The organism is Mucilaginibacter koreensis (genome assembly GCF_054783355.1).
In genome coordinates, this window is the sequence record NZ_BAAGQS010000001.1 from 1363146 (window position 1) to 1377702 (window position 14557).

Consider the following 14557-nt stretch of genomic DNA (forward strand, 5'->3'; position numbering starts at 1 on the left):
GTAAGTTTACTGAAAGCTAAATTTATACAACCTGATTTTTTCAGTAAGTAATTAGATCCTATGCAAGCACCTAAATCTTTACGTAAACCGTTGAACTGGCAAGACTTTGAAACCTTATGCAAAAAACTATGGGGCGAAATATGGGATTGTAAAGAAATCAAGAAGAATGGACGCACAGGTCAGGCTCAAAATGGTGTGGATGTTTTTGGAATACCGTCAGGAGAAACCCAATACTTCGGAATCCAGTGTAAGGGAAAGGACGAATACGCAAACAAGCAGTTTACGGAACAGGAAGTAATCGATGAAATAGAGAAGGCCAAGGGATTCAAGCCTCCTTTGAAAAAACTGTATTTTGCCACCACGGCCAATAAGGATGCTGTTATTGAGGAGTTTGTAAGGGTTAAAAACCTGGAAAATATCGAAAGCGGGATATTTGAGGTTCATTTATTCTCCTGGGAAGATATAGCCGACCTCATAGAAGAAAACAGGCAGACATTTAATTATTACATGGAAAGCCAGAATTTTCGGAATACAACGAGTGTTATGGTGGCGTTTGGCAATGGCGAGAATGAAATAACGCTCAAACCTAAGTTTAAGCAGCATAAAACAATTTATCGGAAAGACTTCACTGCCGGACTGGATAACGGGCTGACAGTACTTTCGGCGGCTATGACCGCAAATGCATCCTGGAACCGGATGTTTAATGCTGGTATGTCGGCACGTATAGTTAAGGCTACTGTCAACTTAAGTTATGACAAATTCAACCTGATCATAACCAATACCGGCAGCGAAGCACTGGAGGATTACAAGTTATCCTTCTGGCTGAAAGGGGATGTTCAGGACATTGCAAAAACGAATGTAAAAGATGACTTCCAGGCACTTATAGCTATTTCGCATACGGTACGGCCAACGACTTATGTTGATAAGGAAACGCTGTCAGGCGAACTGATCCCCAGGAATAATATACTGGTGGGCGACGACTCGTTTACTTCCGCTGACATCTATATTAAGCCTGCAACAATCGATAGCGAAGTACTTTTAAACTGGAAGCTGATTTCTAAACGCTATAAAACCGAAGGCACCTTAAAGATCCGGATCAACCCGGAAATCAAATCCACTTACAAGGAAATTACGGTAGACGATGTTTCGGAGGAACGCATTGAGCCCGGTGAAATAACTGATTTTATCGAGAGCAAAGATTAAGTTGATATCCAAAAACTATACTTTGGGCTGAATCACCGCATTTATCCTTTCCTTTTCCAAGCGGTCGAGCCATGAAAATTTATACCATTTAGGTATATGCCGCTTCCTTTTTCCGGAAGTAACTTCCATGTGGTATTGTAATTCACCAACCACCATGATATCGGACGCTTCTACCTTCCTGAAATTAAGTTTGTAATATTGATTATCCACGGCACCAATAAACATGTTGATGTGCCGGTAACATTCGTTATTCTCGATAAGCAGATAAAGTTTGCGCAGAATGCTTTTTGTGATCCTGGCACCGCAATAAATAGCTGTAATACTATCAGCAGGTAATTGAAAAAGAGCAACATAACTGCTTTCAAATTGCTCATCAAATGCCCGGTCTTGCCCCACATGGATGATATATTGCTGGTCTTCCTTCTTAAAATTGAGTGCATTTTCAGGTACGGCCAGCAGCCGCCATTCTTTTTCGTAAGACCAATCCTGGCTTTTTTGAAATAATTGTACCAGCTTTTGCATTTCATCTAACTTTGGAGTGCCAATTTTGAGCAGGTTGGCTTGCCGAACGATTAACTTTTCAAATTCCCGGAGCGTTACTTCAGGACGCTTGCTGCTGTAAGGAACCTGATACAGGTAGCGGCTGCTATCTGTAAAAAATGGATGTGCGCTGTCAAGCTCCAGGACAAATCCGCTGTGGTTGCCTGTATAATGTGCCCACATCAACAAGTTTTCGTGATCTTCTGTCAGCGATAAGGATACGAAATTGGTGTTTACGTACCAGCTAAGTATGTTTTTTTGCGGTTTTTTCCTTTCCTCTTCCCACCGGGCTACTTTTTCTTCAGGTACCACGCCGGTATCCTGAATTTCTCTTACGATACTACCAAACTCGGCCAGTTTTTTTAATGGATGGATTTCCTGGTGATCACTGTAATAAGGTTGTGTTTCAAATGGGTCATTGAGGGCATAAGGCTGGCTAAACCTTATCCGTTGGTTTTCCAGTATATCGACCCTTGCACCGGTGACATATTTATATAATTTCATTTGAGCTAAAATGGGTTCGTACTATTCAACAAGCGAAGTATGAATAACTTGACAGACCTAAATATAGCTCTTTATCTTTTCAATCATATCTTCACATTCACGGCTGAATTTTGCCTGCTCTGGCAAATGCATTTGTGCCGCCAGGTTGTCTTGATTTTCTTTTGTACATTTAATTAAATGTTTTAATGTATGTTCAAAATCGTCGAATATCCTAAGGTTCAGGATTTTTTTAATGAAAATAAGACGGTCGTTTACAAGAACAGACTGGCACATTATCACCTGATTCAATATTTTGACGAATTGAATGCTGGCAGACAATCTGTTTATCAAGCTTATAACATAGTTGATGACGACGGGGGGAATGTAATTGCTGTTTGGGGCGATTCGGTTTATTATTTATATGCTTTAAAATGGTCTGATACTATCCTTGATGGTTTATTGACCAAGATAGATGTTGCCAAATATACCAAGCGATTCTCCTTTTGCGGCACAGACAAATTGATCCTGGAACTGTTCGGAAAAAGCGGAGTAGCCTACGAAATTTTTAAACAGCGCGTTTTGTTTGAATGTAAGCAAGTTAAGCCGTTGACCAAACCATGTAACGGCGCTGCTTTTTTTAGCCTGACGGCCGATCTGGATACCGTTGCAGAAATGACCTACCGTTATGGCGTAGAGGAATGGGGAGTACGCGAAGGCCGGGACTTAAACCATGCCCGTCAGCTTTCTTATCAATCAATTTTGCAGGAAACAAGTTGTCATTGGGAATCTGCCGGTAAAATAACGACTATAGCAAGTGTATTGGATTCTGATACTGAATTACCAATTATTGGAAGTCTCTATACAAACCCCCAGGATCGTGGAAAGGGCTATGCCAAATGTCTGGTGCACGAAATTACCAGACAGATTACAACTAATGGTGATGGAAAATGCGGTATCGTATCTGATGCAAGTGATCCCGTGACAAATCGTATGTTTCAGGAGATTGGTTTTGAGGAAATCAGCCGATATATCGCCGTTCATACTACCCGTGAAACTGTTTGAATAAATTTATGAGAAAAGCTACTGACGAATGCCTACTATGTCGGGCTAATGCCGCGGGCAAGACCAATTCACATATTTTACCCCGGTTTATATCGACCGGTTTTTTGGGCGCTAAGGGATCACCAAGAAAAGGTTATTTATTGAACGGTGAAAATGAACTTACCGCAAAACCCAAGACCGTCCAGGACTCACCGAAAGAAAATTATATGCTTTGCGAGGAGTGCGAGACTTATTTTAGCTTATTGGAAACAGCTTCAGCCCCTTCACTTAAACTTTGGCAAGCTAGGGCTGCGAAAGGCGATCTAAAAATTATTTCGGTGCATCCGCATTTGAAATTAGTGCAGCTTGATTCCCCGGATCCGGTGATCGTGCGCTTACTGGTTTACTCTATGTTTTGGCGGGTTGATATATCATCATTGGAATCATTTAATGATTATAAATTAGATGCAGATTTGGCTGAATCCTTAAGGCTGAGTTTATTGGAGTTCAAAGCCCTGACGAATGCGGACCTGCAAGCCAATGTCAAAACCAAACAGATTACGATGCATCCCTATGCCACCATGACGGCAGGGACGTTTAAAGATGAAACAAAAAATGTCTTAGCTGCAATAAACCCAGGCAACCCGGCGTCCCTGCACGTTGACAAATTCGGCTTCTATATCTTTAAAGCTGAAAAAGATATTGCCGGTAACTTTATGGCTGATTTCAGTAACGTAAAGCCTGGTGACAATCAGATCATGGTCGTAAGTGAGCAATTATGGTACGATGTTATGGTAAAGCGCCCACTAGAGATGGCAGCGGAGCAAGCAAAAAGGAATTTAGCTAAAAAATCGTAGACTATGGCTGAACAAAGGCTATTCAATATACTGCAATTGGCATACACGCCCTTGAGCAATTACGATTTTGTGATGGTGAAAGATGATGCCATTATCCAGCAGTTTATCAATTCAGGCAAGCTATACATTATTGCCCAGCGCCCGGTATTAACTTTTGAAAATTTCTATATAGACAGTGAAGACATTGATAACCCCGTTTTAAAATTTGAAGCCCATCAAAAAGGAACCAGTGAAATACTCGAATGTGAGTTTCCGTTATTTCAGAACGAGTTTAGTGTGCCTTTTGGCAGTCGCTGCGATATTGCTATTAACTATACTTATCCGAAATCGGAAGTTATATTCCAGCATCCCATGCCATTTACTTCAATGGCGAATTTCGTGGTACATACCGGGGAAGATTATTATTGGATTTCACCCGAAAAACTAATTTATCATTACTTAAGGGATGCCCTAGATATCAGGATAAAGGGAGACATTACGAAATTTATGAAATACAAGGTTCATTACATTGGTAAGGCAACAGAACAGGATATCATAAAAAGGCTCACTGGGCATTCCCATCTGCAAGATATATTGTCGGTCGAAAGGCCATTTCATTACGGAACCCTGCCTACCGAAGAAATTGCCATATTATTCTTATCATTCAAGGATAACATTTTCATGAATACCTTTTCCCCGGACGATGACGAAATGGGTATTGCGGTTAGGATGCTTATGGGCGAAAAACTTATAGACGATAATGTTATTTATTTAGATGCCGAAAAGGCACTGATCAATGCGTTAAAACCAAAGCACAACAGGCTATTATATAATAATTATCCCGAAAGCAAGGATGGTCTACACCCGCACCATCTTGAATTCTATACATTTAATTTTTCTGATCCTATTACCCTGATGTACGATAATGGTGAAATTGTGGGTGGTCAGGATTCTTTAATTGTTGAAAAAGGAAAGACTTTACAGGTTCGAAAAGGAAGCAAGTCAAAATAACGTTCATTATGCAAAAACATATTTTCCGATGGTTTTTTCCAACCTCGATGAGAAGCAGAACTTCAAAGTTTAAGTTCGACATTACCAATGACTGCAAGATCTTTTTAAGCCAACCTGATTATTACCAAAGGAAGGTCAAGTTTGACACCCAACATAGCTATGATCAAGCTTTTGCATCACTAATTGACCGTATTTCAATTGTAATCCATCCGTTTACTTCAGCTCCAATGAGCAATACCCATGAAGCCAATACGCTAGTTATACAGGAAATCGGGCCATTCAAAGAGTTTGAACATATCATTCATAGAGGAAATCTTAGGCTTGCCAAAGGCCTGGCGGTTATTACAGTCGAGTTTCAGGGTGATTATACTTACACTGAAAATCTCAGGACTTCAGAAGAAACTGACATTGAAAAAATGATGAACTGGGATATGGATTTTGAAGATATGAGACGTAAAATGATTTCATTGGTCAGCGATATTTGTTCTTTTTTTCTCTTAGGACTTCATATTACTTACCCCACGCATAACAACTCTCACGAGTCTTTCAAGCCTCAATCGAGTGGATTATTATCGTTTTCCGGCAATGGCGAATACATTATGGACGAACACTCCGACATTTTTTCTTATCCTTTATTGATCGAAGAGGATAGGCTACCGGCGTTAACAGCCGTTTTGACTCAAATCGCTCAAGTCTGGCATAAGAATATCTGGTCTTTTTATCGGTTCCTTAAGGGTGTTCGTTCAGACTATATTACAATTGATAATTTTCTTGACCTGATGTTTACCCTGGAGAGTTTCTATGATAACAATACCTCTACCGAAATCATGAAATTGGTCTCATCGGTTATTGTTGCAGAAAGCAAGGCCGATGCAAAGAAAATCCAGGAATTGTTGAGTTATTGTTTCAGAATCAGGAATGAAGTAGCACATGGCGGAACTAATTATAGATTGTACGATTATGTACCGAAGAAACAAAACGAGCCACAAGACAAGCTTTTAATCATTAAGCTTTACTGGGGGCTTAAAAATTTGAATACTCAACTGATTTACCACGGTATACTCAAGATTTTAAACGATAAAAATCCGACCCCGGCGTCATCCATTCGGTTCGGCATTTCCGACATCAGTGATAAGTGTTTCATATAGTACCTAGTAGAGAATATGGTAATAAAAAATTACCTGGTAGAGAACCACGTTAATCTGTAATTTTGCAGGTATGAGACATCAAAGTTTAATATCTTCGGATGCAACTGCCGAGGAAGGAAAGAAGTATGCTATTATAGAAAACCATCAGTTTAATATCGGTGAGGCTACTTTTCTAAATAAAGATGGTGATAAATTCGTCTTTGAAATTAATTTATCAGGAAACAGGAAACCAGAGAATTATGAGTATATGTATGACGTTGATTCCGATACACAGGAATTAATTGGTCTGCGTGCTAAAATTGCTGTTAAAGAATAATCCCCAGTTGACATTTACCTCTCTACTAAGGATTAAACTGATGGAAATAAACGCATGCAAAAAAAACGTGCTAAGATGCCAAACTTGACGCTGGTAGTTGAGGGTCAAGTTCCATCATTTTCCCTCTCATGTTAGACAGACGCGTCAAATCGTACATAAAATTCGTGGACAACAACAAGTTCTTCCACCAATGTCGTCATGTAGCGTGAACCAGTAGAATAAGTAAAGCAGTGTTTTTTAAAATAGGTTTTGAAGAAAATTCATCGATCATTCTTATGAATTTCATTTAGGAAGAGTCAACAGTAGATAACTATTTATTATCATGCAGGCTAAAAAGTATTATTAAATATCATCAGTAAGTTGAATGTCTTTATATAATAGCCTGATGCTTCTGGTTCCAAATCATAACGTAGGAAACAAAACACGCCGCAGTTAATAGATGCGACGTGTTATTAAGATTGACGTGAAAGCTATTTGTTCGCCATCCTCTTCCACCATTCCTCAAAATTTATCAGGTTTATAGCCAATTCTTTGTCTTGGCTGAGGCTCATGATGTTGTTGGATGAGCTGATCTAAATATTTAAATAACAAGTCAATTTTTCCATCTTGCTTCATCAGCGTTGATTTTATCCTTTCGATCTCCAACCAAATATCAGTTCGTTCCGCTAGAGTTTCACGAAGTTTAACAAAGATGTCGATGATCTGAATGCTCACCGCTATCGCTCTTTGACTCTTTAGAACGTTCGATAGCATCAGTATCCCATGTTCGGTAAATACATAGGGAAGATACTTTGAGTGTTCACCTCGCTTTAAGGTCACAAATTGTGACCTTAAAATTTCATTTTCTTCTTTGGTTAGCTCGAACATATAATGGCCAGGGAAGCGCTCAAGGTTACGGTTAACCTGTTGCTTCAGTTTTTTTGTTTCAGTTCCATACAGTTCAGCAAGGTCAGCATCGAGCATGACCTTCTGGCCTCGTATTAAATATATTTTGCTCATAACAACTTCGTCAGGAACAAATAGCTGTGATTGATTTTCCATTTTATAAAAATTTCGGTCAACAGACAGTTAAGCAACTGATAGTCCTTTAAGCTTACCTTTTAACGCTGCCATATCCTCGCTCACTTTCCTTTCAATAACTTTGGCATAGACTTGTGTCGAACGCATCGATGTATGACCAAGAAGCTTGCTTACTGTTTCTATTGGCACTCCGTTCACGAGCGTTACAGTGGTCGCAAAGGTATGCCTGGCCATATGGAAGGTGAGGACTTTATTGATGCCGCATAGTTCGGCAAGTTCCTTGAGATAGCTATTCATTTTTTGATTGGATAGTTTAGGGAAGATGGTTCCGTTCGCAGCTGCTCTTACGTTTCCTTTGTACTTGCTCAATAACCGCTCTGGTTCGTTGAGTACCGGAACATTGACTGGAATAGTAGTTTTCTGACGAAAGGTCTTGATCCATAGGCCGCCGTCCTGACCTTTGACCAGGTTGTCTGGCGTAAGCTCCATCACATCAACGAAGGCAAGCCCGGTGTAACAAGCAAAGACGAATATGTCTCTTACGACACTCAATCTAGGCAGTAGCAGATGTTTTTGTTCCAGTGCAGCCAGCTCGTCGGACGTTAAAAAATCTTTTTCTACGCGGTCGAATTTCAATTGATATTTTTCAAAAGGATCACGGTATAACCATTCGATCCGGCAAGCCAAATTGATCATCTTTTTGAACCGTTCCAGATGCTTCATAATCCCATTGGTTGTCAATGGCTTTTGATGGTCAAGTGGCTGATGATTGCGCAGAAATACCTCAAAGTCCTGGATGAATTTATAGTTGAGCTCTGATAGGAAGAATGATCTTCTCTTCAACTTGTTACTCACAAATTCCCGCAAGTACTTTTGGGTAGTGTAGTAATTTTTCATGGTAGCTGGTGCAAGTACACCTTGAGAAGTTTCATTATGATACTCAGCGATTTCTTCCAGGGTATGTTCGTCATCACCACATTTCAAAAAAGCGTTCTTAACAGCATCGGCATTAATCACACGCCGTTTGAGTTGTAACTCCCGGTAACATTCTCCCAATACCTGTCTTACCTCTTCGAGGTAGATGTTGAGCTCCCTGCCTTCAGTGGTAGTCGTTTTGCCCATACCTTTCCGAACGTCCCAACACCTTGTCGCAACGCTTTGCTTGAGTGCCAGCATGGCCTTCTCTCCGTTGACCTTAATTGCCGCATAAACCGGCGCTTTTCCTTCTTTTCCTTTTTCTGTCCGCAAATTGAAGTGGACACTGAATGTGTTGATCGCTTTCATAACATTGATCTAATTAAACCATTTGCATTTATTTGGTATTAAATCATACCTAATGGTATCAAAAGATCAGCTCAAATCAGCGCAAAACAACGCAGGTTCGTTGCCTTGTAAGCTATTGTATTACAGCGATTTAAACCACTTTTGAATACCTCAAAAGTATGAAACGAAAAGAGGTGTTCAGTTAGGTGACGGATAACTTGCGATGATTTGATATAATTTGCGTTGGCAGGAAAACAAAAAAGCCTGTAAATCAATGATTTACAGGCTTTCCATATCGTTAGATATGTGGTATCGTCGGGATGGCAGGATTCGAACCTGCGGCCTCCACATCCCAAATGTGGCGCGATACCGGGCTACGCTACATCCCGAAAACGTGGTGCAAAGGTAATCAATTTTCTTACGTTTGCAAGCACTATTTTCATTATTTCAATTTTTCAAGCTTTATCGCTCAGCTCGAAGCGGTGAGGGAGGGATTCGAACCCTCGGTACAGTTTCCCGTACGTCAGTTTAGCAAACTGATCCTTTCGGCCTCTCAGGCACCTCACCATTTGTGCCTTCTTGCAAGGCGTTTTCCCGTTTGGGTTTGCAAATATAGTAATTCAGTTATCCTGTCAAAAAAAATATTAAGTTTTCTAAAACAGACTTATTCAAAGCGGTGAATTACAGACAGAAAATTTTAATAATCTATGCGCACATGGTAAATACTCATCAGCATCCGCTTAAATATTTCCTTTATCGTCTCCATATCTTTTAAAGTAATGTTACTATCATTCAGTTGCCCCTGGTTCAATTTATAACTCACAATACGATCCACCAAATCATTAATGGATTGCGCATCGGGTGTTTTCAGTGAACGTGAAGCTGCTTCAACAGAATCGGCCAGCATCAGCACCCCGGTTTCTTTCGAAAAAGGTATCGGCCCAGGGTACCGGAAAATATTTTCATCAATAAACTTTTCAGGAAAATTTTTCAAGAAAGATTGATAAAAATAATCTACCCGCGTATTACCGTGATGCGTGCGTATGCAATCAATAATCACTTCAGGTAAATTATTCCTGCGGGCCATCTCTACCCCTGCGCTTACGTGCCTTATAATAATTTGGGCACTTTCATCATACGGCAGCTTATCGTGCGGATTAAAACCGTGGTTTTGGTTTTCGATGAAATACAGCGGGTTCTCCATTTTACCAATATCATGGTACAGTGCCCCTGCCCTTACCAGCAGCGCATTACCCCCAATGCTATAAATGGCATTTTCGGCCAGGTTAGCTACCTGCAGCGAGTGCTGAAAGGTGCCAGGCGCTTTAAAAGCCATCTCACGCAATAAAGGGGCATTTGTATTGGTAAGCTCAATTAAAGTTAAATCAGAAGTAATACCGAACAGCTTTTCAAAAGCGTAAATAAGCGGATAAGCCAACAAGGTAAGTAACACGCTTACTACAAACGGAAAAAATTCCATCCAGTCAATAGTGGCTAAATTTCCTTCTCTCAAAAAAGAAATACCCAGGTAGGCCAGAAAATAATTCAATGTAATCAGTAAAGCCGACGACAGGAACGTTCCTCTCCTGAGCAACCGTTTAATGCTATAAATAGAGATCATGCCGGCAGTAATCTCATAAAAAGCAAACTCGAAGCTGTTAGGCACAAAAAAACCGGCAATCAGTACCACCAGCAAGTGGATGTTTAAGGCCAGCCTGGTATCAAATAGAATACGAATGATGATAGGTACAATACAATAAGGAATATAATACAGATTAGGAACCTGCAATTTAATTGCCCATGATAAGGTAGCCAGCATGGCGGTAATCACCAGCAATATCAACCCCACAAGGCGGTTATCATCATAAATATCTTTACGGAAGAGATATAAAAATACCAGTTGCAGGGCAAGCACCATGCTTACCAGTAAAAACTGACCTAACAACACCCAACGCCGGTCGCCGTTGATGCGGGCATTATCTTCAAATGCCTTTTTATACGATTCCAGCTTCTGATAAACCTCGTCACTAATGACGGAGCCTTTGGCTACTATTACGTCGCCTTTCTGCACCATACCACTCGTGGTCGACATGCTTTGTATGGCATCATTTTCCAACCTACGGGTAAACTTGTCGTCGTAGTTCAGGTTGTTTTGTAACCGGTTCTGAATTAACGTGAGTACAAAAGCCTTATCCAGATTTTTTTGCTGCGATAACTGGTAGTCTGCATATTGTAAGGCTTTAGCACGGGTGTACAAATCAGCCGTATTTTTTTGTGTAGCTACATTATGGTCCAGTACCGAAAGATCGTAGTTTTCGGTGTTGCGCTGGTAACGTGCGTTTAAAGTGAGCACACCTTTGGTGTATATTGCTTTTAATAAATTATAACCCAGGTTATAATAAGTTTGCTTCAGCCGCTCAGGTAAGCCAGCAGTTTTCAATTTAATGTCAAAATCATTCTTATAACCTTCCAGTTGCTGAGATTCTATATTCTCGTCAAACTGGTAAACCGGCACCACGCTTTTCAGTGCCGCATCCCGGTCAGCACTTAACTGCTGAGGCGTTTTTAAAATAGCAAAGTTATAGGGCGAAAGTAGATCGTGCTGGTTCCATATCCGCCCTTTCTCGTACTCATAGCCAAATTTAGCTTGTTTCGGAAGAAAAAACACAATTAAGCAGATACTCACAAACAGCATTAAAAACTTAACGCTAACTGCATATTTACGAAGTACTGCCCTTTGGCGCGATGCGCTGAATTTTGCCATAGTGATGTTAAACCTATCAAAAGTAAAATAAATTCAGCAAACTGAATTATTACTTGCATTTCTCGTTTCAAAGTTGATATCTTTATGATATCAAAATAAATCATAATTAATATGGAAAACGAAAAATTAATCAACCCTCCTTCCGGTTTTCTTTGCTTGCTTTTATTCTTTGTACTGATAGGTGTATCCATCTTTGCGGGCCTTGCCGGCTATGCACCCGTAGCGGTAGTTGTAGGAATTATTGACCTTGTTTTTATCCTGCCCGGACTAATTATTGTAAACCCCAACGAATCGAAAGTGCTTACCCTGTTTGGTAAATATACCGGTACCGTAAAAAAGGATGGCTTTTACTGGGTTAATCCCTTTACTACCAAAGCCAAGGTATCCTTACGCGCTAATAACCTGAACGGACAACAATTGAAAGTAAACGACAAAATTGGTAACCCTATTGAAATTGCTGCGGTAATTGTGTGGCAGGTAAAGGATACCGCCAAAGCCATTTTTGCAGTAGAAAATTACGTGCAGTATGTGAATATACAAAGCGAAGCCGCCGTTAGGCATTTAGCCAATATTTTCCCATATGATAACTTTGAGGATGAAACTGCTACCATTACCCTGCGTGGCGGTGCCGAACAGGTAAGTGCAATGCTGGAGCAGGAATTAAATGAACGCCTGTCACGAGCCGGTATTGAGGTACTGGAAGCCCGCATCTCTCACCTGGCCTACGCTCCCGAAATTGCAAATGCCATGTTGCAGCGCCAGCAGGCTTCTGCCATTATTGCAGCCCGTAAGCAGATTGTAGAAGGCGCCGTTGGTATGGTTGAAATGGCTTTAGACCGTTTATCGGCCAATAATATTGTAGAATTGGATGAAGAGCGCAAGGCGGCTATGGTGAGTAATTTATTGGTGGTGTTGTGCGGTGAGCGCAATGTATCCCCAGTGGTAAATACCGGTACGCTTTATCATTAATCCATCATGAACGATTACAGAGACTTTAAACAGGTAAGAACACCACAGCTATGGATGCAGCGCCATGGCTGGTGGCGGCCCTGGTATGAATTTACAGACGGGCAGTTTAGCTATGGTAAATTCAGCTTTGATGGCTTAACGGCGCGCGCAGCACTTTTTGAAACCCTGCATAACAGCTGGAAGGTGAGCAACAAAAGCATTTGGTCTTTTGACCAGGTAATTACCCATACCGCAGACGGTAAAGTAATTGGAGAGGTAACGCAGAAATGGTTCAAATCTGATTTCAACTTAACGCTGGCAGACGGCTCTGCATTCACTCTGAGACGCAAATCTATCTGGAAGGGAGAATACGCCTGGTCAGACAGTTCAGGCAATCAGATTGCATTAATCAGCCAGCATGCATTTTCTTCAAAAAGCATACGTTTTACTGTTGAGCAGCAATATTTGAATCATGAACTCACGCCGCTGCTATTGTTGCTTGGCACTCATCTGCTCTTTTTAACCCAGCGCCGTGCTGCCGCTGCTGCAGCGTAATATTTATATGGCAGAGAAAAAATCATTTGTATTACGCATCAATCCTGAAATGCTCAAGGAGATCGAATGCTGGGCCGGTGATGAATTCCGAAGCATTAACGGGCAGATTGAGTACTTACTGCAAAAGGCATTGAGCGACAGAAAGAAACAGCTGCGCAAAAAGAAAGCTGATTAATTACAGCTTAATTTTATTATGCATGCATAATAAAATTAATTAACTTGCGCTTCCAATTTTAAATATCTATTCATGAAAGAAGTATATATTGTTGCTGCCACCCGTACACCCATCGGTAGTTTTGGAGGCGTATTGTCTTCATTTACAGCTACCCAACTGGGCGCTGCGGCCATCAAAGCTGTGGTAGCGCAAGCGGGCATCAACCCTGATGCTGTTCAGGAAGTTTATATGGGCAATGTACTGTCTGCCGGCTTGGGGCAGGCACCGGCTACACAGGCAGCACGTTTTGCCGGTTTACCCGATGTACCGGCCACGGTGGTGAACAAAGTATGCGCGTCAGGTACCAAAGCCATTATGCTGGCTGCCCAAAGTATTGCATTAGGCCATGCCGATGTAATGATAGCTGGTGGCATGGAAAGCATGAGCAACGTACCGTATTATCTGGATAAAGCCCGCACAGGTTATCGCTTGGGCAATGCACAATTAACCGATGGCCTGATTAAAGACGGTCTTTGGGATGTATACAATGATTATCACATGGGCAGCGCCGGTGAGTTATGCGCTACCACCTGCAACATTAGCCGTGAAGAGCAAGATGCTTATGCCATACAATCTTATCAGCGTGCTATAAAAGCCCGGCAGGAAGGTTGGCTGAAAAATGAAATATCACCCATTGAAGTAACAGACCGAAAAGGCAATACCACATTAATTACAGATGATGAGGAAATTGACTTGGTTAAATTTGATAAAATACCCGGCCTTAAACCGGTTTTTCATAAAGAAGGAACAATTACAGCAGCTAACGCTTCCAGTTTAAATGATGGCGCTGCAGCACTGCTATTGGTTAGTAAAGAAAAAGCAGAGGAATTGGGATTAAAACCGCTGGCCCGAATTATAGCCTATGCCGATGCACAGCAGGCCCCTGAGCTATTCACCACAGCGCCGGCCAAAGCCATCCCGCTGGCAATTGCTAAAGCAGGCCTAACCGCTGAGCAGATTGATTATTACGAAATTAATGAAGCGTTCTCAGTAGTGGCATTAGCCAACAATAAAGCATTGAATTTAGACGTAAATAAAGTAAATGTAAATGGCGGCGCTGTGGCTTTAGGCCATCCGCTGGGCGCTTCGGGTGCACGTATTGTGGTTACCTTGCTTAATGTGCTTAAGCACAACAACGGCAGGTATGGCGTAGCCGGCATTTGTAATGGCGGCGGCGGTGCCAGCGCTTTGGTTATTGAAAATTTAAGTTAATTT

14 protein-coding genes and 2 tRNA genes are annotated in these 14557 nt (G+C 41.2%); 10 read left to right on the plus strand and 6 right to left on the minus strand.

Annotated elements, in window-relative coordinates:
* Positions 1-60: 60 nt before the first annotated feature.
* On the plus strand, positions 61-1203 hold the full coding sequence (locus tag ACYVNW_RS06135; RefSeq protein ID WP_460678966.1) for a restriction endonuclease: 1143 nt from the start codon (positions 61-63) through the stop codon (positions 1201-1203).
* 15 nt (positions 1204-1218) lie between these two features.
* Here ACYVNW_RS06135 and ACYVNW_RS06140 read toward each other — a convergent pair whose 3' ends face one another.
* Positions 1219-2247: a DUF2971 domain-containing protein gene (locus ACYVNW_RS06140; RefSeq protein ID WP_460678967.1), complete on the minus strand. Its 1029-nt coding sequence runs from the start codon at positions 2245-2247 to the stop codon at positions 1219-1221.
* A gap of 189 nt (positions 2248-2436) precedes the next feature.
* Here ACYVNW_RS06140 and ACYVNW_RS06145 point away from each other — a divergent pair, with 189 nt between their 5' ends.
* The 5 genes from ACYVNW_RS06145 to ACYVNW_RS06165 all read left to right on the plus strand — a co-directional run bounded on the left by ACYVNW_RS06145 (position 2437) and on the right by ACYVNW_RS06165 (position 6578).
* Complete coding sequence (locus ACYVNW_RS06145; protein WP_460678968.1) at positions 2437-3288, plus strand: GNAT family N-acetyltransferase; 852 nt, start codon at positions 2437-2439, stop codon at positions 3286-3288.
* 8 nt (positions 3289-3296) lie between these two features.
* Positions 3297-4124 carry a hypothetical protein gene (locus ACYVNW_RS06150; protein WP_460678969.1) on the plus strand — a complete coding sequence of 276 codons (828 nt, stop codon included), beginning with the start codon at positions 3297-3299 and terminating at the stop codon, positions 4122-4124.
* 3 nt (positions 4125-4127) lie between these two features.
* Positions 4128-5114, plus strand: coding sequence for a hypothetical protein (locus ACYVNW_RS06155; RefSeq protein WP_460678970.1), 987 nt, complete (start codon positions 4128-4130; stop codon positions 5112-5114).
* Between the two features lie 8 nt (positions 5115-5122).
* The gene (locus tag ACYVNW_RS06160; protein ID WP_460678971.1) at positions 5123-6262 is read left to right on the plus strand and encodes a hypothetical protein; all 1140 of its coding nucleotides are present in this window, start codon (positions 5123-5125) and stop codon (positions 6260-6262) included.
* A gap of 70 nt (positions 6263-6332) precedes the next feature.
* Positions 6333-6578: a hypothetical protein gene (locus ACYVNW_RS06165; RefSeq protein ID WP_460678972.1), complete on the plus strand. Its 246-nt coding sequence runs from the start codon at positions 6333-6335 to the stop codon at positions 6576-6578.
* A 501-nt stretch (positions 6579-7079) separates the two neighbouring features.
* Here ACYVNW_RS06165 and ACYVNW_RS06170 read toward each other — a convergent pair.
* The 5 genes from ACYVNW_RS06170 to ACYVNW_RS06190 form a co-directional block, all read right to left on the minus strand.
* Entirely contained in the window at positions 7080-7619 is a 540-nt protein-coding gene (locus ACYVNW_RS06170; protein ID WP_460678973.1) for an ORF6N domain-containing protein, read from the minus strand.
* Between the two features lie 27 nt (positions 7620-7646).
* Positions 7647-8882 (minus strand): site-specific integrase, encoded by a 1236-nt coding sequence (locus ACYVNW_RS06175; protein WP_460678974.1) that lies wholly within the window; start codon positions 8880-8882, stop codon positions 7647-7649.
* 294 nt (positions 8883-9176) lie between these two features.
* Positions 9177-9250 (minus strand) — tRNA-Pro (locus ACYVNW_RS06180).
* A gap of 91 nt (positions 9251-9341) precedes the next feature.
* Positions 9342-9428: transfer RNA gene (locus tag ACYVNW_RS06185), tRNA-Ser, on the minus strand.
* Positions 9429-9558: 130 nt separating this feature from the next.
* Entirely contained in the window at positions 9559-11625 is a 2067-nt protein-coding gene (locus ACYVNW_RS06190) for an HD family phosphohydrolase (RefSeq protein WP_460678975.1), read from the minus strand.
* Between the two features lie 111 nt (positions 11626-11736).
* Here ACYVNW_RS06190 and ACYVNW_RS06195 point away from each other — a divergent pair, with 111 nt between their 5' ends.
* The 4 genes from ACYVNW_RS06195 to ACYVNW_RS06210 all read left to right on the plus strand — a co-directional run bounded on the left by ACYVNW_RS06195 (position 11737) and on the right by ACYVNW_RS06210 (position 14554).
* Complete coding sequence (locus tag ACYVNW_RS06195) at positions 11737-12594, plus strand: SPFH domain-containing protein (RefSeq protein ID WP_460678976.1); 858 nt, start codon at positions 11737-11739, stop codon at positions 12592-12594.
* A 6-nt stretch (positions 12595-12600) separates the two neighbouring features.
* Positions 12601-13128: a hypothetical protein gene (locus ACYVNW_RS06200; protein WP_460678977.1), complete on the plus strand. Its 528-nt coding sequence runs from the start codon at positions 12601-12603 to the stop codon at positions 13126-13128.
* A gap of 7 nt (positions 13129-13135) precedes the next feature.
* Positions 13136-13303: a type II toxin-antitoxin system antitoxin gene (locus ACYVNW_RS06205; protein ID WP_460678978.1), complete on the plus strand. Its 168-nt coding sequence runs from the start codon at positions 13136-13138 to the stop codon at positions 13301-13303.
* A 72-nt stretch (positions 13304-13375) separates the two neighbouring features.
* Complete coding sequence (locus ACYVNW_RS06210; protein WP_460678979.1) at positions 13376-14554, plus strand: acetyl-CoA C-acyltransferase; 1179 nt, start codon at positions 13376-13378, stop codon at positions 14552-14554.
* Positions 14555-14557: the final 3 nt, after the last annotated feature.

Coding starts and splice junctions, on each gene's coding strand:
- ACYVNW_RS06190 (WP_460678975.1), bottom strand. CDS start 11,625: ATGGCAAAATTCAGCGCATCGCGCCAAAGGGCAGTACTTCGTAAATAT.
- ACYVNW_RS06195 (WP_460678976.1), top strand. CDS start 11,737: ATGGAAAACGAAAAATTAATCAACCCTCCTTCCGGTTTTCTTTGCTTG.
- ACYVNW_RS06140 (WP_460678967.1), bottom strand. CDS start 2,247: ATGAAATTATATAAATATGTCACCGGTGCAAGGGTCGATATACTGGAA.
- ACYVNW_RS06135 (WP_460678966.1), top strand. CDS start 61: ATGCAAGCACCTAAATCTTTACGTAAACCGTTGAACTGGCAAGACTTT.
- ACYVNW_RS06165 (WP_460678972.1), top strand. CDS start 6,333: ATGAGACATCAAAGTTTAATATCTTCGGATGCAACTGCCGAGGAAGGA.
- ACYVNW_RS06145 (WP_460678968.1), top strand. CDS start 2,437: ATGTTCAAAATCGTCGAATATCCTAAGGTTCAGGATTTTTTTAATGAA.
- ACYVNW_RS06170 (WP_460678973.1), bottom strand. CDS start 7,619: ATGGAAAATCAATCACAGCTATTTGTTCCTGACGAAGTTGTTATGAGC.
- ACYVNW_RS06150 (WP_460678969.1), top strand. CDS start 3,297: ATGAGAAAAGCTACTGACGAATGCCTACTATGTCGGGCTAATGCCGCG.
- ACYVNW_RS06160 (WP_460678971.1), top strand. CDS start 5,123: ATGCAAAAACATATTTTCCGATGGTTTTTTCCAACCTCGATGAGAAGC.
- ACYVNW_RS06205 (WP_460678978.1), top strand. CDS start 13,136: ATGGCAGAGAAAAAATCATTTGTATTACGCATCAATCCTGAAATGCTC.
- ACYVNW_RS06155 (WP_460678970.1), top strand. CDS start 4,128: ATGGCTGAACAAAGGCTATTCAATATACTGCAATTGGCATACACGCCC.
- ACYVNW_RS06210 (WP_460678979.1), top strand. CDS start 13,376: ATGAAAGAAGTATATATTGTTGCTGCCACCCGTACACCCATCGGTAGT.
- ACYVNW_RS06175 (WP_460678974.1), bottom strand. CDS start 8,882: ATGAAAGCGATCAACACATTCAGTGTCCACTTCAATTTGCGGACAGAA.
- ACYVNW_RS06200 (WP_460678977.1), top strand. CDS start 12,601: ATGAACGATTACAGAGACTTTAAACAGGTAAGAACACCACAGCTATGG.